General features: G+C 72.0%; 22 protein-coding genes and 2 pseudogenes. 6 read left to right on the top strand and 18 right to left on the bottom strand.

Annotated features, from left to right (window positions below):
* Positions 1-7: 7 nt before the first annotated feature.
* Both OG587_RS01895 and OG587_RS01890 read right to left on the bottom strand, forming a co-directional pair.
* Positions 8-346: a hypothetical protein gene (locus OG587_RS01895; protein ID WP_329086219.1), complete on the bottom strand. Its 339-nt coding sequence runs from the start codon at positions 344-346 to the stop codon at positions 8-10.
* Positions 343-699: a YbaB/EbfC family nucleoid-associated protein gene (locus OG587_RS01890; RefSeq protein WP_329086217.1), complete on the bottom strand. Its 357-nt coding sequence runs from the start codon at positions 697-699 to the stop codon at positions 343-345. The genes OG587_RS01895 and OG587_RS01890 overlap by 4 nt, the downstream gene beginning before the upstream one ends.
* A gap of 350 nt (positions 700-1,049) precedes the next feature.
* On the opposite strand from OG587_RS01890, the gene OG587_RS01885 reads away from it, so the two are divergent.
* Positions 1,050-1,313, top strand: coding sequence for a hypothetical protein (locus OG587_RS01885; protein ID WP_329086216.1), 264 nt, complete (start codon positions 1,050-1,052; stop codon positions 1,311-1,313).
* Here the strand turns inward: OG587_RS01885 and OG587_RS01880 are convergent.
* From OG587_RS01880 to OG587_RS01850, 7 genes are read right to left on the bottom strand one after another with little or no spacing between them, the layout of a single operon-like run.
* Positions 1,310-2,866 (bottom strand): helix-turn-helix domain-containing protein, encoded by a 1,557-nt coding sequence (locus OG587_RS01880; protein WP_329086214.1) that lies wholly within the window; start codon positions 2,864-2,866, stop codon positions 1,310-1,312. The two genes, OG587_RS01885 and OG587_RS01880, sit on opposite strands and share 4 nt — an antisense overlap.
* Positions 2,863-3,009, bottom strand: a complete 147-nt coding sequence (locus tag OG587_RS01875) for a hypothetical protein (RefSeq protein WP_329086211.1) — start codon at positions 3,007-3,009, stop codon at positions 2,863-2,865. Before OG587_RS01875 ends, OG587_RS01880 begins: the two co-directional genes overlap by 4 nt.
* Positions 3,006-4,073, bottom strand: a complete 1,068-nt coding sequence (locus OG587_RS01870; protein WP_329086209.1) for a DUF917 domain-containing protein — start codon at positions 4,071-4,073, stop codon at positions 3,006-3,008. Before OG587_RS01870 ends, OG587_RS01875 begins: the two co-directional genes overlap by 4 nt.
* A 4-nt stretch (positions 4,074-4,077) precedes the next feature.
* Positions 4,078-5,181 (bottom strand): DUF917 domain-containing protein, encoded by a 1,104-nt coding sequence (locus OG587_RS01865; RefSeq protein WP_329086207.1) that lies wholly within the window; start codon positions 5,179-5,181, stop codon positions 4,078-4,080.
* Positions 5,178-6,266, bottom strand: a complete 1,089-nt coding sequence (locus OG587_RS01860; RefSeq protein ID WP_329086206.1) for a DUF917 domain-containing protein — start codon at positions 6,264-6,266, stop codon at positions 5,178-5,180. The genes OG587_RS01865 and OG587_RS01860 overlap by 4 nt, the downstream gene beginning before the upstream one ends.
* A complete protein-coding gene (locus tag OG587_RS01855; protein ID WP_329086205.1) occupies positions 6,259-7,818 on the bottom strand; it encodes a hydantoinase/oxoprolinase family protein in 1,560 nt (519 codons plus the stop codon). The genes OG587_RS01860 and OG587_RS01855 overlap by 8 nt, the downstream gene beginning before the upstream one ends.
* 11 nt (positions 7,819-7,829) lie before the next feature.
* Positions 7,830-9,173, bottom strand: a complete 1,344-nt coding sequence (locus tag OG587_RS01850) for a purine-cytosine permease family protein (protein WP_329086203.1) — start codon at positions 9,171-9,173, stop codon at positions 7,830-7,832.
* A 349-nt stretch (positions 9,174-9,522) separates the two neighbouring features.
* Here OG587_RS01850 and OG587_RS01845 point away from each other — a divergent pair.
* A pseudogene (locus OG587_RS01845) lies at positions 9,523-10,715 on the top strand (RNA-guided endonuclease InsQ/TnpB family protein); the annotation flags it as partial.
* Positions 10,716-10,835: 120 nt separating this feature from the next.
* On the opposite strand, the gene OG587_RS01840 reads toward OG587_RS01845, so the two are convergent.
* Positions 10,836-11,735: an AraC family transcriptional regulator gene (locus OG587_RS01840; RefSeq protein WP_329086199.1), complete on the bottom strand. Its 900-nt coding sequence runs from the start codon at positions 11,733-11,735 to the stop codon at positions 10,836-10,838.
* An 85-nt stretch (positions 11,736-11,820) separates the two neighbouring features.
* Here OG587_RS01840 and OG587_RS01835 point away from each other — a divergent pair, with 85 nt between their 5' ends.
* Positions 11,821-12,636 (top strand): NAD(P)H-binding protein, encoded by an 816-nt coding sequence (locus OG587_RS01835; RefSeq protein WP_329086196.1) that lies wholly within the window; start codon positions 11,821-11,823, stop codon positions 12,634-12,636.
* Positions 12,637-12,653: 17 nt separating this feature from the next.
* Complete coding sequence (locus OG587_RS01830) at positions 12,654-12,788, top strand: hypothetical protein (RefSeq protein ID WP_329086194.1); 135 nt, start codon at positions 12,654-12,656, stop codon at positions 12,786-12,788.
* Positions 12,789-12,865: 77 nt separating this feature from the next.
* On the opposite strand, the gene OG587_RS01825 is transcribed toward OG587_RS01830, so the two are convergent.
* From OG587_RS01825 to OG587_RS01790, 8 genes and pseudogenes are all read right to left on the bottom strand, one after another.
* Positions 12,866-13,186 (bottom strand): RICIN domain-containing protein, encoded by a 321-nt coding sequence (locus OG587_RS01825; RefSeq protein WP_329093701.1) that lies wholly within the window; start codon positions 13,184-13,186, stop codon positions 12,866-12,868.
* A gap of 27 nt (positions 13,187-13,213) precedes the next feature.
* Positions 13,214-13,531 (bottom strand): annotated as a pseudogene (locus OG587_RS01820) (S1 family peptidase); the annotation flags it as partial.
* A 13-nt stretch (positions 13,532-13,544) separates the two neighbouring features.
* Entirely contained in the window at positions 13,545-14,423 is an 879-nt protein-coding gene (locus OG587_RS01815; RefSeq protein ID WP_329086192.1) for an alpha/beta hydrolase, read from the bottom strand.
* 3 nt (positions 14,424-14,426) lie between these two features.
* A complete protein-coding gene (locus tag OG587_RS01810; RefSeq protein WP_329086190.1) occupies positions 14,427-17,168 on the bottom strand; it encodes a helix-turn-helix transcriptional regulator in 2,742 nt (913 codons plus the stop codon).
* Positions 17,169-17,228: 60 nt separating this feature from the next.
* The gene (locus OG587_RS01805; protein WP_329086189.1) at positions 17,229-17,396 is read right to left on the bottom strand and encodes a hypothetical protein; all 168 of its coding nucleotides are present in this window, start codon (positions 17,394-17,396) and stop codon (positions 17,229-17,231) included.
* Positions 17,397-17,571: 175 nt separating this feature from the next.
* Complete coding sequence (locus OG587_RS01800; RefSeq protein ID WP_329086188.1) at positions 17,572-17,880, bottom strand: 4a-hydroxytetrahydrobiopterin dehydratase; 309 nt, start codon at positions 17,878-17,880, stop codon at positions 17,572-17,574.
* A gap of 125 nt (positions 17,881-18,005) precedes the next feature.
* Positions 18,006-18,485 carry a hypothetical protein gene (locus tag OG587_RS01795; protein WP_329086186.1) on the bottom strand — a complete coding sequence of 160 codons (480 nt, stop codon included), beginning with the start codon at positions 18,483-18,485 and terminating at the stop codon, positions 18,006-18,008.
* Positions 18,486-18,747: 262 nt separating this feature from the next.
* Positions 18,748-19,527 carry a GntR family transcriptional regulator gene (locus tag OG587_RS01790; RefSeq protein ID WP_329086184.1) on the bottom strand — a complete coding sequence of 260 codons (780 nt, stop codon included), beginning with the start codon at positions 19,525-19,527 and terminating at the stop codon, positions 18,748-18,750.
* A 151-nt stretch (positions 19,528-19,678) separates the two neighbouring features.
* Between OG587_RS01790 and OG587_RS01785 the strand changes: the two genes are divergently transcribed.
* On the top strand, positions 19,679-20,326 hold the full coding sequence (locus OG587_RS01785; protein WP_329086182.1) for a hypothetical protein: 648 nt from the start codon (positions 19,679-19,681) through the stop codon (positions 20,324-20,326).
* Positions 20,323-20,763 (top strand): hypothetical protein, encoded by a 441-nt coding sequence (locus tag OG587_RS01780; protein WP_329086181.1) that lies wholly within the window; start codon positions 20,323-20,325, stop codon positions 20,761-20,763. The genes OG587_RS01785 and OG587_RS01780 overlap by 4 nt, the downstream gene beginning before the upstream one ends.
* Positions 20,764-20,772 lie beyond the last annotated feature (9 nt).

Here is a 20,772-nt window from a genome sequence, read left to right as displayed (position 1 = left end):
ACCACTGTCAGATCGTCGGCGTAGGCGAGACGTCCATGTGGTCGTACCTCTTCCGCTCAGCGAGCTCGACCGACTGGTAGTTGGCCGCGGACGTGCTCAGGCCCTCACTCGTCCCGTCGAGCTCGGCAAGGTACGCGTCGAAGGCGGCGAAGATCCTTTCCTCGATCCCGGGGAGTTGTCTGGCCAGCTCCACTCCGTACGCGTCGTGGCCCAGGGCGGCCCGATCCCGGTCGAAAGCCTGCCGGAGCGCCTCCTTGGCCTCCGCCACTCCGTCGCGGCGATCCCTGACGACCAAGCTCGCGCGCCGCAGTGCCTCCCACTCGGCGAAGTATCCATCCCGGGTCATGCCCGACCCGCTCGAGACACGAACGGCTCAAGAACCGCCCCCTTGCCGAGCAGCTCTTCGACCGGCACGTCGTCAGGGACCAAGGGTCCCATCAGCTCCTTCGTACGAGCCGCCACGGCCGCGGTGGCCCGGTCGATCTGTGTCATGATCGCATGTGAGAGCTCCGCCGGGGACAGCTTGCGGTAGACCCTGGGGTTCAGCTCGATGGCCCGCACTTCTCCGCGCGGTCCCGCCTTCACCGTGACCATTCCGTCGTCCGACCGCGCGGTGACCTCCAGGTCGGCGAGCGTGCCGTAGGCGTCCTTGACTCGGCGCGCCTGCTGCTCGTACTCCGCGGTCAGCTCGTCAAGCATCAAACGGAACGGCTCCCCCACGGTGATCCACCCCTCGTGTCGGGACTGCGGCCAGGGCAAAACTATTGAGTTCAAGTGACACGCATGTGGCCATCCGGCCACATGCGATCAACCTTTGAGTAACGTAAAGATCATCTGCCCGCACGGCCTGGGACAGGCCGCGGCTCGGACGGCGACCCCTGAGCACACGGTAGGGCGAGAGATCCGCCGAGAGAGTGACGACGTCCACCGCGAAACCGCCCACCCGTTCTCCCTATCCCGGACGATATCCCGGACGATGACGACATCGGCGTGAGCCCGAGCTGGCTGCGGCGGTCACCGCCGGGTACCTGCGCACAGGCGACCGACGCGTGCTGAGCCGGTACGACGGGGACGCGTTGCGGGCCCGGTTCCGAGGTCGGCTGTTGCTGCGCCGCGTGTTCGCCGGCATCCGGTCCCCTGCCGCGAGCGAGGCCGGGCAGCGACTGGTCCTCGCCGTCGCCGCGGTGAGCGTCGCCTGGTTACTCGGTACCGCAGCCGGGAGGCAGATCGCGACCGCCAGGGAGGCGGAACGCGCTCGGGTGCAGCTGCAGGTGGCGCGTGACGTGGTGATCCTCACCAGACGAGACAGCTAGGCATCCGGGAAGTCGGTCTGCCGGTCCAGGGTGACCCTGCAGGCCAGGTGCAGGGCGAGCCGGTCGTCGGGGTTGTGCAGGTCGACGGTGAGCAACTCCTCGATCCGGTGCAGCCGCGCCGCGACGGTGTTGCGGTGCACGCCGAGAACCGCCGCGGTGTCGGCGGCCGATCCTCCGGCGTCGAGGTAGGCGGAGAGCGTGGCGACGAGCTCGCCCGGTTGCGCCTCCAGCGGTCTGAGCAGCCGGGTCGCGGTGGGGGCGAAGGTCTCGGTGCTCGCCCAGGCGACCAGGAGCTGGGCCAGGCCGAGACGGTCGATGTGCACCAGGCGGCCCGTCTGCGGTCGCCCGCGGGCGAGCCTGGCGGCGTCCCATGCCTCGGCGAGACTCCTGGTCAGCCCGCCCGCGTCGAGGTAGCCGCGGCCGACCCCGATCGCGCAGTCGAACCGGGTGGCGAGCCGGTGCCGGATCCGCTGGAGGGCGACGAGGAGGTCACGGCTGGTGTCCTGGCCCGGTTCGGTCCGGCTGGTCGTCCATGCCGACCAGCCGTCACCGCGTTCCACCAGGGTGGCGTCGAGATGTTCCGCCGTGATGGCGGCGGCCACCGCGTCCGTGTGCCGCAGCAGGTCGACCTGTCCGAGGACGGCGAGATGGAAGGCCACATGCCAGCCGTCCAGGCGCCAGCCGGCTTCGGCCGCGCGCCCCTGCGGGGTGCCGCCGTCCTCCAGCCTCCCCTCCAGGAGGTCGCCGAACAGGCCGGCGCGCAACCGGGCGTCGCGTTCCAGCACGACGCGGCGGGTCGCCTGCCAGTGCTGGACGGCGAGGGTCCCGGCCTGCAGCACGTCGCGGGCACTGCGGGCCCAGGTGGTCGGCGCGTACCCGAGCGCGACCGCCATCCACAGGTCGACCGTCCCGCTCGTCGTGCCCGGTACGGGTACGGCGACGGTCGTCCTGCCCCCCTCGATGAGGATCTGCGGCACCGCGGCGTGGGGGGTGAAATCGGCGGGCAGGCCGAAGGACGGCGTGATCGGCGCCCCGTCCGGGCCGAAGACCCCCACCGGCCGGTCCAGGATCCCGGTGAGCACCCGGGCCACGTCCTGCGGGCTCAGCAGGCCGCGGGTGAGCGCGCGGTGCGCGCGGCGCAGCCGGTCGGCCGCGTCCACGGCGGGAGCGTGCACCAGCGCCGTCGCCGCCCCCGCCCACCGCAGTGGCGCCGCGCCGATGCCCAGGACCGGCAGGCGCAGGTGCCGCGCGAGGCGGCCGCTGCTGTCCAGGAGTGTCTCGCCGGGCACCGTGACGGGGAGGGCGAGGGCCGCGGCCCCCTGGTCGTGCAGGCGGCGGATCGTCACGTCCAGCCGCCAGCCGCTGAGGTACCCCGGGGGCAGGACCGGGCACACCGCGATCTCGTCGGTCCCGGCGAGTCCGGCCTCGGCTGGGTCGATCAGCGTGATCCCGGTGACGGGACGATCCAGGTCCCCGTCTCCGGACAGCGGCGCGGCGGCGGCCAGCAGGGGGTGGCCGAGCAGCTCGCGCAGGGTCGGGGTGGCGTCCGTCATGTCTCCCCCTTGAGCACGATCAGGACGATGGGTCCGGTGGTGGTGTCCGTTCTGTTTCCCTTGGGGGTGGCCGAGAGGGTGGTGTCCGTCCTGTCTCTCCTGGGGCCGGCCGAGAAGGCGGGCCCGGTGGTGATGTCCTTCATGCCGGTTCCCCGGGTGGGACCGGCTCGATGTCCAGTCCGAAGGCGCGCGGAGCGACGGCGCCCACCACCTCGGGACGCCACCAGAACGGAGGCCCGGGAAGGTGCAGCGCGACGACCTCGGCACCGCCGCGCACCGTGTCGCAGGAGACGGGCAGCCCGCCGGCACGGTCGACGACACACAGGATGTCCGGGGTGGACGCCACGGGCCTGCCGTCGACGAGGGCGAGCAGATACTCGTTCTCCATCTCCAGCCGGACGAGGCTGCCCCCTCGGTCCGCCCGGATGATCACCGAGCCGCGCCCGAACCCCGCCTCGGCCCGGTACCGGACCACCTCGACGACACGGCCGGTGACCAGGACGCGGGCGCCGAGCGACGCCGCGACCTCGCGCGGGTCGGCGGTCCGGGTCCAGGCCGCGTGGTGGGCTCCGAGCCTCAGGGCCCGGCTGAGCGAGCCGAGGATGGTCAGGCGGTCCAGCGACGCCACCGGCAGCGGGCGCATCGCGATCGCCGCCCACCCGCCGAACTCGCTGAGCGCCGACCGCACGATCCGCTCGGCGGCCGGGGCGGACAGGCGGTCCAGCACGAGCAGCCGGCCGCTGACGTCGCCGATGGCCAGCGGGGTGAGCGGCTCGCCGAGCGCGGCCACCGACATCTGGTCGAGGCGTGGCAGCGCCCGGCCCTGCAGGTCCGCGTCGACCACCGGAAGGCCCAGCTCGACGGCGGCGACGAAGACCACGATGCCGTTGATCCCGCCCGCCTCGATCGGGATCAGCCCGACCGGGTCGATCCCCGTCCGCTCCACGATCGCGGCGAGCACCGGCGCCCACTCCCCGCCGGAGGGCAGCCTCTCGGTGAACACCGACACCGCCCCGACGAGCCCGACCGGCACCACGTGGCCCCCGTCGAGCTCGTCGCGGCCCAGCAGCTCGATCCGGCCGGCCCCGAGGCTCCGCCGCAGCAGCCGGGCCGCCGTCTCGGTCTGCCCGCCGCCACCGGAACCGAGCAGCGTCACACCGCGTGCCAGGTGGTCGATGTCCGGTTCGCCGAGATAGCGGATAGGCATGTACTCAGAGTGACACGAGATCCTCCACCGGGCGGAACCGCACGTCGAGACCGAACGCCTCCGGGCCGAACACCGCCAGGGCCTCCGGGGTGCGCATCAGGCCGGGGGTGCTGATGCCGACGACGACGGCCCGCTGCCCGTACCTCAGTCCCTCGGTGGTGATCGGTTCCCCGGTGTCGGCCTCCAGCACGCAGATCAGGTCGGGGACCACGCACCGCACCTCCCCGTCGACCCGCGCCACCAGGTTCTCGTTCTGGAAGACCAGCTCCAGCTCGCCGTTCCCGTCGAACGCGGCCAGCGCGGCCCGCCCGCGGGCGAAACCGGCGACCGTACGCCGCTCGACGTCCACGACCTTGCCGTGGAACAGGACCCGGACCTTGTCGTACAGCGTGCCGGCCATGGTGTCGGCGAGCGCGGACACCGGGTCGCGGTGCTCGTCACGCGCTTCGCGCAGCGCGCGGCCGATCCGCAGCCCGAGGCTGAGCGTGTTCGGGACCGCGGTGCGCTTGACGTCCGCGCCGCTCATCGCGTACTCGGCGATGTGCGCGACCCCGCCCAGCCTGATCGCGAGCCCGCGGGCGAGCCATTCCATGCGCCCGTTGTCGGCGCCGGTGTCGACGATCACGGTCTCGCCGTTCTCGCCCGCCAGGGCGAGGGGGGAACCCGGTACGCCGTACACCGAGAACGTCTCCATCTGCAGCTCGGGGAAGGCGCGTCCCATCCCGTCGGCGTCCACCACGGGCAGCCCCGTCTGGGCCGCGACCAGGAGTGGGATCATCGAGTTGATGCCGCCGCACTCGATCGGCATCGTCGCGTCGGCACGCCGTCCCAGGTGCCTCTCCAGCGCCCGTAGCGCCGTCACCGCCTCGTCACCCCGGGGGATCTTCTCCACCATCACCGTCGGGGCGCCCATCTGCGCGGTCGGGATGACCAGGTCGTCGTCGCCGAGCTCGCCGGGATCGAGCACGGTGATCGTCCCGGGTCCGGTGCGCAGCGCCTGCTCCACCAGCAGCCGCCCGATGTAGGGGTCACCGCCGCCTCCGGTGCCGAGCAGCGCCGCCCCGCGCGCGAGGTCGGCCAGGTCGCGGCGGTCGATCGTGTAGCTCACGCGGGCACTCCCGGATCGACGCGGACGGTGTCGTGGTCATAGCCGAAGTAGCGGGGGCCGACCAGTTCCAGCCCGGCGGGGGTGTGCCAGCGCGGGTCGCAGGGCGCCGCGATGACCCGCACCCGGTGCCCGTAGCGCAGCGTCTCGGTGGTGACGGCGGTGCCGGTCTCGGCGTCGAGCACGCAGATCAGGTCGGGGACGGTCGCCACCACGGTCCCGTCGCGGACCGCGACGAGGTTCTCGTTCTGGAACCGCAGCACCATCCGCTCACCTTGCCGGTCCCCGGATCCCTCCAGGACGGCCTCGCCACGGGCGAATCCGCCCTCGGTGCGCCGGCTGACGTCCACCACCTTGCCGCCGAACAGCTCGGCCCCGCCCAGCCGGGCGACGAGCGCCGTGACCGGATCGCGGTGCGCGGCGCGTGCCTCGCGGACGGTCCGGCCCAGCTCACCGCAGAGGGACAGGGTGCCGGGGACGAGCGCCTCGCGTGCCTGCGCGCCGGTCATCGGGAAAAGACCGATCATCGCCGAGCAGCCCATGTCGATCGTGGCCGACCGGGCCAGCCGTTCCGCCCAGTGGTTGTCCACCGTGTCGAAGATCCCCTGGTTGCCCTTCTCGTCGGCGATCGACATCGGGGTGGCGGCGAGCCCGTACAGCGTGGGCATCACCATCTGCAGCTCGGGGAAGGCGCGTCCCATCCCGTCGGCGTCGACCACGGGCAGCCCGAGTTCCGCGGCGGCCACCAGCGGCACCAGCGCGTTGACGCCGCCGGCCTCCGCGCACACCAGGTGTGTCGGGGACTTCCCCAGGTAGGTGGCGAGCGCCCGCACCGCGAGGGCGGCCTGCTCGGCGGAGGGCACCTTCTCCAGCATCACCGTGGGGGCGCCCATCATGGCGACCACCACGGTGACCGCGTCGTCGGGTAGCGCCTCCAGCGGGACCAGCCGGGCCGGGCCGCCGGCCCGGATCGCCGCCCGCGCCAGCATCCGGCCGATGTGCGGATCCCCGCCACCTCCCGTGCCGAGGATGGCGGCGCCGGCCGCCAGGTCGTCCAGGCCGGCCTCGGTGATCAGTCGCTCAGCCACGGCCGGCCTCCAGCCTCAGGTCCCCGACCGCCTTGACGCGGATCCGCGTGGCGTTCCCCGGCAGGTAGGCGAGGGGAACCTCGTCCACCTCGACGACCCGGACGCTGCCCGGTTTGGCCCCCGAGGCGATCGCCCTGTCCACCGCCTCCTGTTTGGCGTCGTCCAGTACGGCCTGCCGCTGTCCCGGCTCCACCGGGAAGATCCGGTCGACCTCCCCGCCGATCTGCGCGATGGCCGCGCCGATCGCGTTGGCCACGGCGAAGTGCTCGGGCCGGTGTACGGGCCCCGACCCGCCGAACTCGTCCGGCAGCAGGATCGACCCGCCGCCGACCGCGACCACGGGCAGCGGGTCGGGGGAGGTGCGGATGCGCTCGATGGTGTCGGCGATGTCGCGGGCGATCCGCTCCAGCGCCGCCCTCACCAGCGAGGGGTCCAGTTTCCGTACCGCGCCGGGATCGCCGATCGCGGCGCGGCCGGCCGCCACCGCCACGTCGGTGGCGGTGAGGGTGGACCCCCCGAAGACCAGCCCCTCCTCGGCGAGGCGGTAGCCGACCGAGTCGGGTCCCACCGTCACCGTGCCGTCCTCCTCCCGTACCCGGCTGCCCCCGCCGATGCCGAGGCTCAGCACGTCGGGCATCCGGAAGTTGGTGCGGATGCCGGCGACGCTCACCTCGGTGGTGGCCTCCCGGGGGAAACCGTGCCGCAGCAGGCCGATGTCGCTGGTCGTGCCGCCCACGTCGACGACCGCGCAGGTCTCCACACCCGACAGGAACGCCGCGCCGCGCATCGAGTTGGTCGGCCCCGAGGCGAACGTGGCCACCGGGTAGCGGCGGGCGAAGTCGACGTCCATCAGGGTGCCGTCGTTCTGGCTGAGGTAGAGCGGCGCGTGGATGCCCGCCCCCTCCAGGGAGGCCGCCAGCCCGTCCACGATCTGGGTGGCCAGCTCGCGGAGTGAGGCGTTGATGATGGTGGCGTTCTCCCGTTCCAGCAGTCCCATCCGGCCGACCTCCGCCGACAGGGACACGGCCAGTCCCGGCAGCTGCTCGCTGAGGATGTCGGCGGCACGCTGCTCGAACTCGGCGTTGACGGGGGAGAAGACACTGGAGATCGCCACGCTGCGGATGCCGTGCCGGTGCAGGTCCTCGGCCACCTGCCGGATCTCGTCCTCGCGCAGTTCCGAGATGTGGCGCCCGTCGAACTCGTGTCCCCCGTGGCACAGGTAGGCCCGGCCGGAGATGGCGGTCACCAGCCGCTCCGGCCAGTCGACCATGGGCGGCAGCGACGCCGTCGCGGGGAGGCCGAGGCGGACGGCGGCGGTCGGTGCCAGCCGGTCCGCCTCGATCAGGGCGTTGATGAAGTGCGTGGTGCCGATCATCACCGCGTCCACCAGCACGGGATCGAAGGCTCGCTGCCGCTGCAGCTCGGCGAGCGCGGTGGTGATGCCGCTCGTCACGTCGCGAGTGGTCGCGGTCTTGACCGCGGCCAGGACGCTCTGCCCGTCCATGAGCACGGCGTCGGTGTTGGTGCCGCCGACGTCGATTCCGATCCGCATATCAGGTCCTTTCAGGCGGCCGACGGCGTGGGGGCCGTGACCGGCTCCTCGTCGGCGGTCTCGGTGTGTGCGGTGCCGTACCCCCGGATCAGGCCGAGCTTGCCCGCGACCACGTACAGCACGAAGGCGACGACCAGGGAGTTGATGCTGGGCAGGCCCCACGTCACGAACTGTCCGATCAGGCTCGCCGCGAGCCAGATCACCAAGGTCGCTGGCACCCAGCGCGGCGCCTGAGCCGGTATCCCGCCCGAGGCCCTGGTGTCGTCCAGCTCCCGGCGCCAGGTTCTGACCACGAAGTACTCGGCGATCATGATGCCGGCGATCGGCGGGAAGGCGACCCCGAGCACCATCAGGAAGTCGGTGAAGCTGCCGAGGATGCCGGCCGCGGCCAGCACGCTGCCCACCACGCCGAGGAGCAGCGTCACCACCGCGCGGTTGACCTTCCGGCCGAAGACGGAGCCGACGAAGTTCACCAGGCCGAGCCCGGAGGAGTACAGGTTCCAGTCGTTGATCTTCAGGGTGCCGACGACGATGATCAGCACCCCGACCCAGCCGACGGTGGAGGTGACGATCGTGATGATGTTCGCCGACTTGATCGCGTGCGCCAGCAGCACCCCGATCAGGCCGATCACGTACTCGCCGAGCGTGATTCCCAGCAGGGTCTGCTTGACCACGTCGGCGACCGACCGGTTGAACCGGGTCATGTCGGGGGTGATCACCGCGCCCACGATGAACCCGCCGGCGACCAGTGTCGTGCCCTGCAACAGGGTGAGCGCCGGGCCGGCGGGGGCGGCGGTGGCCAGCTCGGACAGCGAGTGCCTGGACAGTTCCGTGCCGACCGACCAGGCGACCAGCAGGACGAAGGCGGGCACCGTGAGATAGGCGGTCCACGCCATCGAGTGGAAGCCCTTGACGACGATGGCGGTCACCGCGAGCCCGAACAGCAGCGACCACGCCCAGACCGGCAGCGCCGGAATCAGCTCGTGGAGCCCTTCGGCCGACACCGCGGACTGGATGCCGAACCAGCCGACCAGGCTGATCCCGATGGCCAGGCCGATCAGCGCGGCCCCCGCCTGGCCGAAGCCGCACCACCGGGCCAGGATGGAGGTCGTCAGCCCCTCCCGCATGCCGATCACGCCCAGCGCGATGGCCACGACCTCCAGGATGACCGCGCCGAAGGTGAGAGCCCAGAAGGCACCCCAGAAGTCCATGCCGAACCCGAGGGTCGCGCCGAGCAGGAACTGGCTGAGGGCGGAGATTTGGCCGAATCGCTGGACCGCGACGGACACCCAGGAGTATCGGGCGCGGGCGGGGACTCGGGCTATCGCGTAGTCGTCGGTACCGAGAGAAGCCATGGTTGCCTCCGAAGGGGGCGGGGAGCGCCTGCTGGCCTTGGCCAGACTGTGGTAGCGCCGAGTGTAGGAAGCGGCCCGGAACCCGTCACGGTGCCACATGCACAAGCCATTGCCGCAGGCTGTGCATGGTGCACGGCGGTGGCGGACCGGTTGGCGACCGGCCGGAAGGCAACGGGCGGAGGTTCGGTCGGCGGAGGTCCGGGGGTGGCTCGTCTTTCCCTCGTCATCGAATATCTCCAGCGTGGATACCCCGGCCTTCAGGCCGGGGAGGAAACGCGGCGCGGTGTCGCACGGGGCCGAAATCGAATACACGTCCACAGTCAGCTGATCTTGCGGCAGGGTATGAGGCGTGGCGCAGATCGTGAAGCGGGCGTTCAAGTTCCGCTTCTATCCGACGAATGAGCAGGCGGCGGAGCTGTCTCGTACGTTCGGCTGCGCCCGTCTCGTCTACAACAAGGTTCTTGAGGAGCGGACCCGCGCCTACAGGCTGGAAGGTCGCAGGGTCTCCTACGTGCAGTCGTCGGCCGCGCTGACGCAGTGGAAGAAGACCGATGAGCTCCTCTTCCTGAACGAGGTGTCGTCGGTGCCGTTGCAGCAGGCGCTGCGGCATCTGCAGGTGGCGTTCGCGAACTTCTTCGCCAAGCGCGCGAGGTACCCGACGTTCAAGTCCCGTAAGAAGTCCCGGCACTCGGCCGAGTACACCCGCTCGGCGTTCACCTACCGGGGCGGCCGGCTCACGCTGGCGAAGATGGACGGTCCGCTGGACATCGTGTGGTCGCGTCCCCTTCCCGAGGGGGCGCAGCCGTCCACGGTGACCGTGTCGAAGGACGCGGCGGGCCGCTGGTTCGTCTCGATCCTTTGCGAGGACCCCATCCGGCGGCTCCCTTCGACCGCGAACGTGGTCGGGGTGGACGCGGGGATCACGGCGCTGGCGACGCTCTCCACCGGGGAGAAGATCGTCAACCCCAGGCATGAGCGGGCCGACCGGCGCAAGCTCGCCAGGGCTCAGCGAAACCTCGCCCGCAAGGAGAAGGGGTCGGCGAACCGGGCCAAGGCCAGGCTCAAGGTCGCCCGGGTGCATGCCCGCATCAGTGATCGGCGCCGCGATCACCTGCACAAGGTCACCACTCGTCTCGTCCGTGAGAACCAAACGGTCGCGATCGAAGACCTCACCGTGCGCAACCTGGTGAAGAACCACAACCTGGCCCGCGCCATCTCGGATGCCTCCTGGCGGGAGATGCGGTCCATGCTGGAGTACAAAGCGGGCTGGTACGGGCGGGAACTTCTGGTCGTCGACCGGTGGTTCCCCTCCTCGAAGCTGTGCTCGGCGTGCGGGAGCATCACCGCGTCGATGCCGTTGGGCGTCCGCGATTGGGTGTGTGCCTGCGGCGCCGTCCATGACCGGGACGTCAACGCCGCGAAGAACATCCTCGCCGCCGGGCTGGCGGAGAGGTGAAACGCCTGTGGAGCCGGTGTAAGACCTCACAGAGAGTCCTCTCTGGCGGGCGAGCGGCGATGAAGCAGGAAGCCTCACGGGCGACCGTGGGAATCCCCCTCGTTTACGAGGGGGAGGAGGTCAAGCGGAGCATCCTCGCCGCGCGCACGGCGGGCTCACATCGTCCGATCGATACGGCCGGATGTCTCTTTGGAGAGGTGTTCCCGTCAGGCGTTCCACAGGGAGGAGCGAGCTCCGTCGCCGGTGCGGTAGGCGCTCGGGCTCACGCCCAGGACGCGCTTGAACGCCGAGCTGAAGCCGAACGCGTCGGAGTACCCCACCCGGCGGGCCACCGTGGCGACCGTCGCGGCGGGTTCGGCCAGCATGTCGGCGGCGAGCGCCATCCGCCACTCCGTCAGGTACGTCATCGGCGGCTCGCCCACGAGTTCGGTGAACCGCCTGGCCAGGGTGGTGCGCGAGACGCTCGCGGCGGTGGCGAGGGAGGCGAGCGTCCACTGACTGGCCGGGGTGTCGTGGATGGCGCGCAGGGCCGGGCCGACCACGTCGTCGCTCAGGGCGGTGTACCAGCCGGGACTGACCGCCTCCGGCCGGTCGAACCAGTCGCGCAGCGTGCACACCAGCAGCCAGTCGAGCAGCCGGTCCAGCACGATCTGGTGACCCGGGCGACCGGAGAGGATCTGTGCCTCGAGGTACGCGCCCATGCTGCTGCAGTCGTGATCGTCCGGCACGACGAGCACGGGGGGCAGCACCCGGACCAGGCGGCGGGCGACCTCGCCGCCGACCCGGTACGACCCGGTCAGCAGGATGGTCCGACCGGTCAGGTCCCCGGCGACGGCGCCGTCACGGTGGACGTCCAGCGCCGGGCGCGGGGTGTCGGTGTCCGCGAACACGAAGGGCTCCGGCCCGCGCACGATCGCCGCCTCGCCCGGCCGCACCTGCCGGGCGTCGTCTCCCTGGATGATCCACCCCTCGCCGCGCAGGGGGACGACGAGCGTCAGGGAGGGGCCGTCGGCGAACCTGAGCGCCCACGGTGGCGACAGCACCGACGCGCCGAAGACGGAACCCTCGCCGCGCACGCTCCGCAACAGGTCGTCGTACGGATCCATGGCGCCACGATAACGGGACGATCGGACAGGCGCGGCGTACGCACGGCCATGTGCGGTCGGCTCCCCGTGCGATTGGCTGGGTGCCATGAACGAGATCCTGATTCTGGGCGCGACAGGCAAGACCGGCCGCCGAGTGGTGCGGCAGCTACGTGCGGAGGGAGAGCGGGTACGGCCCGCGTCCCGTTCCAGCGAGGTGCGCTTCGACTGGTCGGAGCCCGCCACCTGGGAGAACGCGCTGCGAGGCGCCGAGGCGGTGTACCTGGTGGCGCCCGACGACCCCACCCCGATCCGCGACTTCGTCGAGGGGGCCGTGGACGTCAAGCGTTTCGTGGTGCTGTCCGGCCGGGGCCTGGACCTGGTCGGTGAGGACTTCGGGCAGGGCATGGCCGCCGCGGAGCGGGCCGTACGCGACTCGGGGGCGGAGTGGACGATCCTGCGGGCGAACAACTTCAATCAGAACTTCGACGAGGACCTGTGGTACGCGCCGCTGCGGGCGGGGAGGCTGGCGTTGCCGATCGGCGACGTGCCCGAGCCGTTCATCGACGCCGACGACGTCGCCGCGGTCGCCGTGGCGGCACTGACGAGGGACGGGCACGCGGGGCTGACGTACGACCTGTCGGGACCGCGCGGGATGACCTTCGGCGCGGCCGTCGAGATCATCGCGCGGGCCGCCGGCCGGCCCATCGAGTACGTCGAGCTGACCCCGGAGGCCTACCGGGCCCAGCTGCTCGCCGAGGGGTACCCGCAGGTCGTGGTCGACGCGCTGAGCGCCCTGTTCGCCCTGCACCGCGCCGGTCACACGGCCGAGCCCGCCGACGGGGTCCAGCGGGTGCTCGGCCGCCCGCCGATCGCGTTCGAGTCCTACGCGACCCGGATCGCCGCCACCGGCGCCTGGTCGTGACGCCCGCCGGACAGGCGATGAGGGCGTTCATCGGCCTGTTCGGCGGCGGACGGGTCGGCGCGGTGCGGCGCGGGGGCGTTCATCGCGTGTCCGGCAGTGTGTTCATCGGCCTGTCCGGCGGGGGCAGGGCCGGCGCGGCGCCGGGGCGGTGAGGACGCTCACCGCCCCGGCGGTGTCCCGCGGACGGTCAGCCTCGCCGCCACTTCTGGTTGGCGCCGCCGTTGCACTCCTACTGCTGCAACGGCGTGCCGGCGCCACCCCAGCCGGTGACGTCCACGCACTTGTTGGCCTGCGGGTTGACCAGGTCGCCGGCGCCGCTGAGGACGAACTGCTGTGCCGGGTTGCCGCTGCAGGTGGCGAGCTGGATGGCGGCGCCGTTGGCGGTGGAGCCCCAGGCCACGTCCATGCAGAGGCCGAAGGCGCGGACGGTGCCGTCGCCGGGGAACGTCCAGTTCTGCGCTGCGGTGCCGTTGCAGTCCCACAGCTGCAGGCGCTGGCCCGCGACGCCGTTGCTGCCGGGTACGTCGATGCACTTGTCCTGCCAGCCGATGAGCCGGCCGCCGCCGCTCCCTCCGGTGGTGGTCAGGGTCAGGCCGTACGCGCCGAGGATCTCGTTGACCGGCTGGTAGAAGGTGTTACCGCCGGTCGAGCAGTTGCCGGAGCCGCCGGAGGTGACGCCCTGGGCCTGGTCGCCGGTGATCCAGGCGCCGCCCGAGTCGCCGCCCTCGGCGCAGGCCGAGGTCTGGGTCAGCCCGTGGACCAGCGACCCGGAGTAGTTGACGGTCACGTTCTTGGCCTGGATGACGCCGCAGCGCCAGCCGGTGGTGCGCCCGGACCGGCAGATGGAGGCGCCCACCACGGCCTCCTGGGAGCCCGCCACGGCGATGTTGCCGCCGCCCAGGCGAACGTCATCCGGCCGTATGAGCGTGGACGGCGGCGGCCAGCTCCTCGTGCACCTCCGGCGGCAGCGTGTGGCCCATGCCCGCCACGATCATCAGCCGCGACCCCGGGATCCGCTCGGCGATGATCGGGCCGTGGCCCGGCTTGACCGGCTCGTGGCTGCCCTCGACGACCAGCGTGGGCGCCTTCACCCGGTGCAGCACGCCCACCGGCTCGAAGTCCGGTCTGGCCGCCGCGGCCAGCCGGTGGTTGGCCACCGCCGACAGGTCGCGGGCCCGGTCGTGGATCCGTTCCTGCAGCCGGCGCGCCGCGTCCTCGTCGAACGGCAGCCCGGTTCCGTGCAGCAGGCGCTGCTCGGCGATCATGCCGTCGATCCGGGCGCGCCGGTCCTCCGGTGGCGCGGCGGCCATCAGCGCGCGGTAGAAGGCCACGAACTCCGGCGTCGGCTCGGGCAGGCTCCCCTCGGGCTGCGGTTGCCCCATCAGAGCCCGCATGAGCACCTGACCCTCGCCGCCGCCGAGTGGTGAGGAGCCGATGACGGTCAGCGAGCGCACCCGTTCCGGCCGCTCCACCGCGACGAACTGGCCGAGCAGCCCGCCCGCCGAGTGGCCGACCAGGTGCGCGCTCTCCAGGCCGTGGGCGTCCAGCACGCGGTAGACGTCGTTCTTGATGTCGTCCCACGTGTACGGCTCCGCCGCGAAGTCGACGGTGTCCGACCTGCCGGTGTCACGGTGGTCGTACCGGATCACCCGGCGGCCTCCGGCGACGAGACGGCCGACGAACTCGTCCGGCCACAGGACGCCCTGTGACATCGACCCCATGATCAACAGGATCGGCGCATCCGTCGCGGCGCCGAACTCTTCACTCCAGATGTTCACGTCATGCATGTCTCAGAGCATGTCCTGTCCCGTCACGGGTGCCTTCTGTAGAACTACTAGTCGCGCCAGTTCCGTACGGGAGCCGATGCCCAGCTTCGGATAGATCTTGTACAGGTGGTACTCGACCGTGCGCGGGCTCAGGAACAGCCGGGCGGCGATCTGCTTGCTCGACGACCCGTCGGCGACCAGGCCCGCGATACGCAGTTCCTGCGGGGTGAGCGCGTCCAGCACGGCCGGGCGCGGGGCCTGCCCGCTCTCGCCCGCCGCCCGCAGCTCACCCCGCGCGCGCCTCGCCCACGGCCCCGCGCCCGCTCGCTCGAACGTCTCCCACGCCCTCCGCAGATGCGCCCGCGCCTCGCCCGGCCGCTGCGCGCGGCGCAGGCGCTCACCCAGCAGCAAAGCCGTCCTGGCCGCCTCGAACGGGTTGGTGTGCAGCCGCAACGCCTCGACGAAGGCGTCCTCGGACGACTCGGCCAGACCTCGGCAGCGGGCCAGCAGAGCGCGCGACTCGGGCGTCGCGGCATGCGCCGACCACCGCCGGTACGCCTCCAGCACCGCCCGCGCGGCCGCCTCGTCGCCCGCGCCCACGGCGGCCTCCACATGGTCCGGCGCCATCCGCCACACCACGGTCGGATGTCCGGCGCCCGGCCGCGCCGCGGTGATGGCCGTGAAACGGTCGTGCGCCGCCGCGTAGCGGCCCAGGCACAGGTCGAGAAGCGCCAGCGCGTACGCGGCCACTCCCGCCCGCAGACCCACCCGGTGCGGGACGGCGATGGCCAGCGCCTCGCGGGCCTGCCGCTCGCAGGATTCCTCCTCGCCCCTCAGCGCCGCCAGCACCGCCAGGTTGGCCAGGTGCGCCGCCACCGTGTTCTCGTAGCCGGCCTCCCGGGCCAGCGCCAAGCCCTCCTCGGAGACGGCCTGGCTGAGCGCCAGCCGACCGCCTATGCGCTCGGCCGTCGCCACGAACTCCAGCACCACGGGCAGCTGCCCGGTCATCCCCGACACCCTGGCCACTCGCCCGGCCCGGACGGCCATCTCGGTGGCCAGATCCGACTCGCCCAGAGCGCTGGCTGCGGCCGTCGCCCACAGGTACTCCGCCGCCTCCCCCAGCTCGCCGGCCCGCGCCAGTGCCCGCCGCAGCAGGCCCGGCCCGGCAGCGTCGCCGTCCAGCGTCAGGCCGATCCCGGCCACCGTGTCCCGCAGGAACCCCTCGGGGTACGCCGCCGCCCTCCGCCCGAGCTCGACGATGGCCACCGTGTCGCCGACGTACGAGGCGGCCTCCACGGCATCGGCCAGCATGTCCAGGCTGTCGCCCGCCGCCAGGATCCGCACGGCCTCGGCGGCGTCGCCGGAGTTCAGCTCGAACCGGCCCCGGAGCTGGGCGATCTCCATGGCGAGGCCGGCGTCCGCGCCGGCCCGGTCGCGGGCCTCGGCCAGCAGCGACTCCGCCTGCCCCGGGCGGCCACCGAGCCAGGCCGCGACGGCGGCGTCCTTCAGGCGGGTGGTACGGGCGCGCGGCTCGGGGGTCAGCTCGGCGGCCCTGGCCAGGGCGGTGGCGGCGGTGCCGTACCCGCCGCGGTCGCGTGCCCGCTCCGCGGCGGCGACCAGCTCGGCGGCGACCCGCTCGTCCTGGCCCACGGCGGCTCCGGCCAGGTGCCAGGCGCGGCTGTCGCCCTCGGTCACCTCCGCCAGTGCGGCACGCACCCGGCGGACGTCGGCGGGGGTGGCCGCCTCGTGCACCGCCGACCGGACGAGCGGATGGCGGAAGCGCACGCGTGTGCCGGACAGGTCGGCCAGCCCGGACTCCTCCAGCTCGGCCAGCGCCGTCCGCCCGGTCCAGGCCCCCGGGTCGTCCCCGGGCCGTACCGTCCGCCCGGCGGACAACCGGTCGGTGGCGCGCAGGACCAGGTCGGGGTCGGCTTCCAGCCGGTTGGTGGCGCGCAGGACCGGGGTGAGGTCGGTCTCCACGGCGGCGGCCAGGGCGAGCAGCCGGGCGGAGGCGGACAACGCGGCCACCCGATCGCCGAACAGCCGGGTACCACCGGGCAGCGGGTCGGGCAGCGGTTCGCGTCCGGCGAGCTGCGCGGGCGTCAGGCGGGCGGCGATCTCGTCCAGGGCGAGCGGGTTCGCGCGGGTCAGCGTGATGAGTTCCCGTGCCACACCGGGCGATACACCGTGGCGGGACTCCAGCATCTCGGCCGCCGCGGCCCCGGGCAGGCCACGCACGTTCACCGTCAGCGGCACACCCTTGACCGGAGCGTCCCCGCGCACGGCGAACAGCATCGCGATCCTTTCCGTCCCCAGCCGCCTGGCGGCGAACAGCAGCGCGTCGGCCGAGGCCCGGTCGATCCACTGGAAGTCGTCGACCACGCAGACCAGCCCGTCCGGCGCGGCGGCTTCGGCCAGCAGCGAGAGCACGCCGGCGCCCAGCAGGTACCGATCGCCGGCACTGCCCGCGGCGAGTCCCAGGGCCGCGCGCACGGCGTCGCGCTGCGGCTCGGGGAGCGCGTCGAGCGAGCCGGTCACCGGCCACAGCACCTGGTGCAGCGCCGCGAACGCGAGGTCGGACTCGGGCTCGACACCGGTGGCGCACAGCACGCGCATCGTGCCGCCTCGCCCGGCCGCCGCGTCGAGCAGGGAGGTCTTGCCCGCGCCCGCCTCGCCCCGCAGCACCACCGCGCCGCCGGAGCCGTCGCGAGCCCGCGCGATCACCTCGTCGAGCGCGCTGATTTCCGCAGATCTGCCGTAGAGCACGAATACCCACTGTAGGAGACCTCCGCGCCGCCCCGTCCTCACGGAGCGGAGGCCGGGGCGTCAGGAGGCGCTGTGGTGCGGGAAGGGCCGCAGCGCGTTCAGTACGGCGTCCGGGGTGTCGGTGAAGAAGCGGATCGTGGTGGCCTCGGCACGGCGGCCGAGGGGACGGACCACGATGACCGGCTCGGTCAGCTCGACGACCACGTTGGTCTGCGATGTTCGTCGCAAGGAGCTGGCCGCGGGCGGGGGGCGGCCACTCCCCGTCGTCGGCCTCGGCGCCGGTCCGATCACGGCGCTGGCCACCGATCTCGTCGTGGGCTCTGTCCGGCCCGAGAGGCCGGGTCCGCGGCGGCGATCTCTCTTCCCAGGCGTGCGCCGTCGCGCCGCACGAAGCACGGTGTGATCAGATCCCCTCGGCGCCGTGGCCAACAGCGATCGTGTCGATGTGACGGGCAAGCTCGAAGTCCTTGGCCGTGAGGCGGTTCCCGGCGTCGTGAGTGGTGATCACGAACCGAATCCGCTGCCAGGTGATGTGGATGTCAGGGTGGTGGCCGATCTCGCGAGCCTTGGCCGCGACGTACACAGCCAGATGTACGCACTCGTGATACGTGTGCTCGAAGGTGCGGGCAATGGTGTGATCCTCGCGCTCCCATCCCGGCAGCCCGGCCAGATGGGCGGCGATCTCCTCTTCGGACAATGGCTGAGGGGTCATCGGCATCTCCAGGGGGGCTAAGCGAACTGAGAGATGATCTCAGCCAACCAGTGGTACGGGAATGGAGTTGTCACCCGGCCCCGTACCGGCTCATGTGGTGAAAGCGAAGCCCCGCCGGACGCCGATCACTCCCTGGCGGCACCCTCGGGCCAGATCACGACCACCCGCACGCCACGACGCCGGGCCTCTGCCACAGCGCCCGCCGTCCCGCCCGCATCCACAGGCGACTCGCCATCCCACACCGCCACGAGCTCGTCGACCGAACCCAGCATCGCCTCGTTGGCCGCGACGTACGCGTCCCGGTTGGCGTGGTCGAAATCCATGACACGGACCCGGGCGGCCTTGCTTATCAGCCGGTCGAACTGCTCAGCGTGATCTGGCTTGACCTTGGCCTCCCGGTAGTCCCGGGACGGCAGGACGACTTCGAGCGCGCCGTCGGACTGCAGGACGGCCTCGGCGAACAGCGAGTCGGCCCCGCGAGCGATGCAGGACACTCCTGTCACGTCATCGGCCACCGCTTCCAGGTGCGAGCGAAGCGCATCGGACACGAGGCGAGCCGTATCCGAGGTCAGGTTCATGTGGCCGGTCACACCGATACGCACCATCAGAGCGTCTCCTGATCGACGGCGATCTTCTCAGCGCGCCAGTGTCTCCTGAATCTGCTCTCTCAGGCCAGCCATCACAGGGTCTCGCCGCGTCGCGATCTCTGCATGCAGCTCGCGCGGCTGAACGCGGACTCGATCGGACCGCACCCGCCCGGCCGTGTCCGCGGCGGCGGTCAAGCTTTCCAGGCGTACGCCGCCGCGTTGTGCGAGGGCACACATGAACGGCACAGGAGCGCCCGCCGTGCGCTTCACAAAGGAGGCATCAGTCAGGGATGGTGAAGGCGTACGACCATACGAACCGGCTCGCCGCGTGCACGCCCCGGGCATACTCGACCACCCTGCCGTCAGCTGTACGAGTCACCCGGCGCACCTCGACGACAGGTTCACCTGACGGAAGATCGAGAAGTAGTGTCTCGTCGGCCGTGGGCATTCGAGCATGGAGTTCTTCGGCGATCTCGTGGGGCGAGAGGCCCTTGTCGGCCAGCACTCGGAACCCACCGCCTTGCCCGGCGATTCCCGGTGAAGAATCGACCAGGGGTGTGCCTTCGACGTCGCCGGGCCGGTAGTACGAGGTCATCGTATGAGTGGGGATGCCGTCGCGGGTCATGACGCGTGCCCGCTCGTACACAGAAGATCCGACCTCGACGCCGAGTGCGGCGGCGGTCAGCTCGTCGGCGGCGACCAGAGAGACGTCTTGCGTCTGATGTCCCTGCTGCTGGGCCGATCCGCTTTCCAGCTGCTCAGTGGCGAACACTTCGACCGTGGTCCGTTCCCAGCGGTGCCGGGCGTAACGGTCCGGTCCGAGGCGCCGAATCGGATGCGACTCGCGTACGTAGGCACCCGAGCCGTGCCGGGTGACCACCAATCCTTCCGTCTTGAGCAGGATCAATGCCTTGCTGGCCGTATTGCGGGACACGCTGTAGCGATCGGCAAGATCCCGAACGGACGGCAGCTTCCCACCTGCGGGCAAGCGGCCGGCAGTGATGTCGGCCCGCAGATCGGCCGCTATGCGACGTGCGGGCGAATGCTGATCTATGTGCATGAGAAACACCCTACCTAAGTGTCGTACGCCATTTCCTTGACGGTCGCCTCGACCTCCCTTAACGTCTAGTGTCCTACGACACTTTCACAGCGGACCCGCCCGGTGCTTGCGACGTCCGGACGGGCCCTTGATCAGGAGGTGGTCCTGACCCATGAGCAACCCTAGTGTCGTCCTCGATCGGCCAACAGCGGGAGAAGTTGCCTGCGGCTGCTTCGCCGACGCCCCGCCCCTGCCGATGGGATGCGCCGACTGCGGACACGCCCCTTACGCGCACGGCTGCCCCGGCCAGATCGCCGATCACGAGTACGTGCAGCCGTCCGGCGTCCTGATGGCCGAGCGCTTCAGCGCACGCCGCCAGCTCGGCCTCGGGACCCTGCCGACCTTCGAGCCCGCACAGCCGACGCTCGTGCCCGCGCCCCGCCAGGCCGACCCCGAGGCGACGCCGACGCGCACCCGGCCCGCCGGACGCACCGACACCCGCCGCCCGGCAACCCCCGCCGCCCGCCCGCACCGGCCGATCGAAACGCGCCAGGACCGGGCGGCCCGCCTGGCGCTCGCCCGCGACTCCCTCGCCCACCGCCGGGCCCGCACCGCAGCCCGCACGCACGAGCACAGCGCCCCACCCCCGAGCACGGGCCAGCCAGCCGCCCGGCCACCGCTCACCCGGCTGCCGGCGCCGCCCGAGCACCAGCACCAGACCCTCCGGCCGAGGCCCGCCGTCGCCCTCGGCCGGGGCCACTCCCCGGACATCCCTCCGCCCTTACGGCACCAGCCCTACCGGCGGGAGGCCGCGGCATGAACGCGACCCCGCAGGGCGCACCCATGAGCAGGCGCGGCGGTGTGTCCCCTTCCCAGGCGTGCGCCACCACGCCGTCGACCACCGAACCGTCGCCCGCCCTGCAGCGCGCCGGAGACCTGGCCGCCATCCTGGGCGACGTCTACGGCATCGAGGCCGATGTCCACGAACTGCGCTCCGGCAACGCCATCGTGTCCGTCTTCCTCGGGCTCCTGGCCTACACCGACGGCGAGACGTTCTGGTGGACCAGCCCCGAACTCAGCAATTCCGGCAGCCCGCTGCTCAGCTCCGAGCTGACGCTGCCCCTCGCCGCCGAGCAGCTCGCCGAGCACTACGCGATCCTGCGCGCCCGCCCCGCCACCGGCGTGCTGGGAAGCGAGCTGCCGCTGCTGGCCGATGCCCTCCTGCCCGACGACGCCGATGATGTCGTCCCGCGCTGACCGAAAGGA

This window comes from Streptosporangium sp. NBC_01469 (assembly GCF_036227305.1).
GTDB lineage: Bacteria > Actinomycetota > Actinomycetes > Streptosporangiales > Streptosporangiaceae > Streptosporangium.
Note: the sequence above shows the minus strand (reverse complement) of the source record. Positions and strands in the feature narration are given on the sequence as shown.

Excerpts from the sequence above, each read along its gene's own strand:
- OG587_RS01895 (WP_329086219.1), bottom strand. The coding sequence starts at position 346 with ATGACCCGGGATGGATACTTCGCCGAGTGGGAGGCACTGCGGCGCGCG.
- OG587_RS01890 (WP_329086217.1), bottom strand. The coding sequence starts at position 699 with ATGCTTGACGAGCTGACCGCGGAGTACGAGCAGCAGGCGCGCCGAGTC.
- OG587_RS01880 (WP_329086214.1), bottom strand. The coding sequence starts at position 2,866 with ATGACGGACGCCACCCCGACCCTGCGCGAGCTGCTCGGCCACCCCCTG.
- OG587_RS01875 (WP_329086211.1), bottom strand. The coding sequence starts at position 3,009 with ATGAAGGACATCACCACCGGGCCCGCCTTCTCGGCCGGCCCCAGGAGA.
- OG587_RS01870 (WP_329086209.1), bottom strand. The coding sequence starts at position 4,073 with ATGCCTATCCGCTATCTCGGCGAACCGGACATCGACCACCTGGCACGC.
- OG587_RS01855 (WP_329086205.1), bottom strand. The coding sequence starts at position 7,818 with ATGCGGATCGGAATCGACGTCGGCGGCACCAACACCGACGCCGTGCTC.
- OG587_RS01850 (WP_329086203.1), bottom strand. The coding sequence starts at position 9,173 with ATGGCTTCTCTCGGTACCGACGACTACGCGATAGCCCGAGTCCCCGCC.
- OG587_RS01840 (WP_329086199.1), bottom strand. The coding sequence starts at position 11,735 with ATGGATCCGTACGACGACCTGTTGCGGAGCGTGCGCGGCGAGGGTTCC.
- OG587_RS01835 (WP_329086196.1), top strand. The coding sequence starts at position 11,821 with ATGAACGAGATCCTGATTCTGGGCGCGACAGGCAAGACCGGCCGCCGA.
- OG587_RS01830 (WP_329086194.1), top strand. The coding sequence starts at position 12,654 with ATGAGGGCGTTCATCGGCCTGTTCGGCGGCGGACGGGTCGGCGCGGTG.
- OG587_RS01815 (WP_329086192.1), bottom strand. The coding sequence starts at position 14,423 with ATGCATGACGTGAACATCTGGAGTGAAGAGTTCGGCGCCGCGACGGAT.
- OG587_RS01800 (WP_329086188.1), bottom strand. The coding sequence starts at position 17,880 with ATGACCCCTCAGCCATTGTCCGAAGAGGAGATCGCCGCCCATCTGGCC.
- OG587_RS01795 (WP_329086186.1), bottom strand. The coding sequence starts at position 18,485 with ATGGTGCGTATCGGTGTGACCGGCCACATGAACCTGACCTCGGATACG.
- OG587_RS01790 (WP_329086184.1), bottom strand. The coding sequence starts at position 19,527 with ATGCACATAGATCAGCATTCGCCCGCACGTCGCATAGCGGCCGATCTG.
- OG587_RS01785 (WP_329086182.1), top strand. The coding sequence starts at position 19,679 with ATGAGCAACCCTAGTGTCGTCCTCGATCGGCCAACAGCGGGAGAAGTT.
- OG587_RS01780 (WP_329086181.1), top strand. The coding sequence starts at position 20,323 with ATGAACGCGACCCCGCAGGGCGCACCCATGAGCAGGCGCGGCGGTGTG.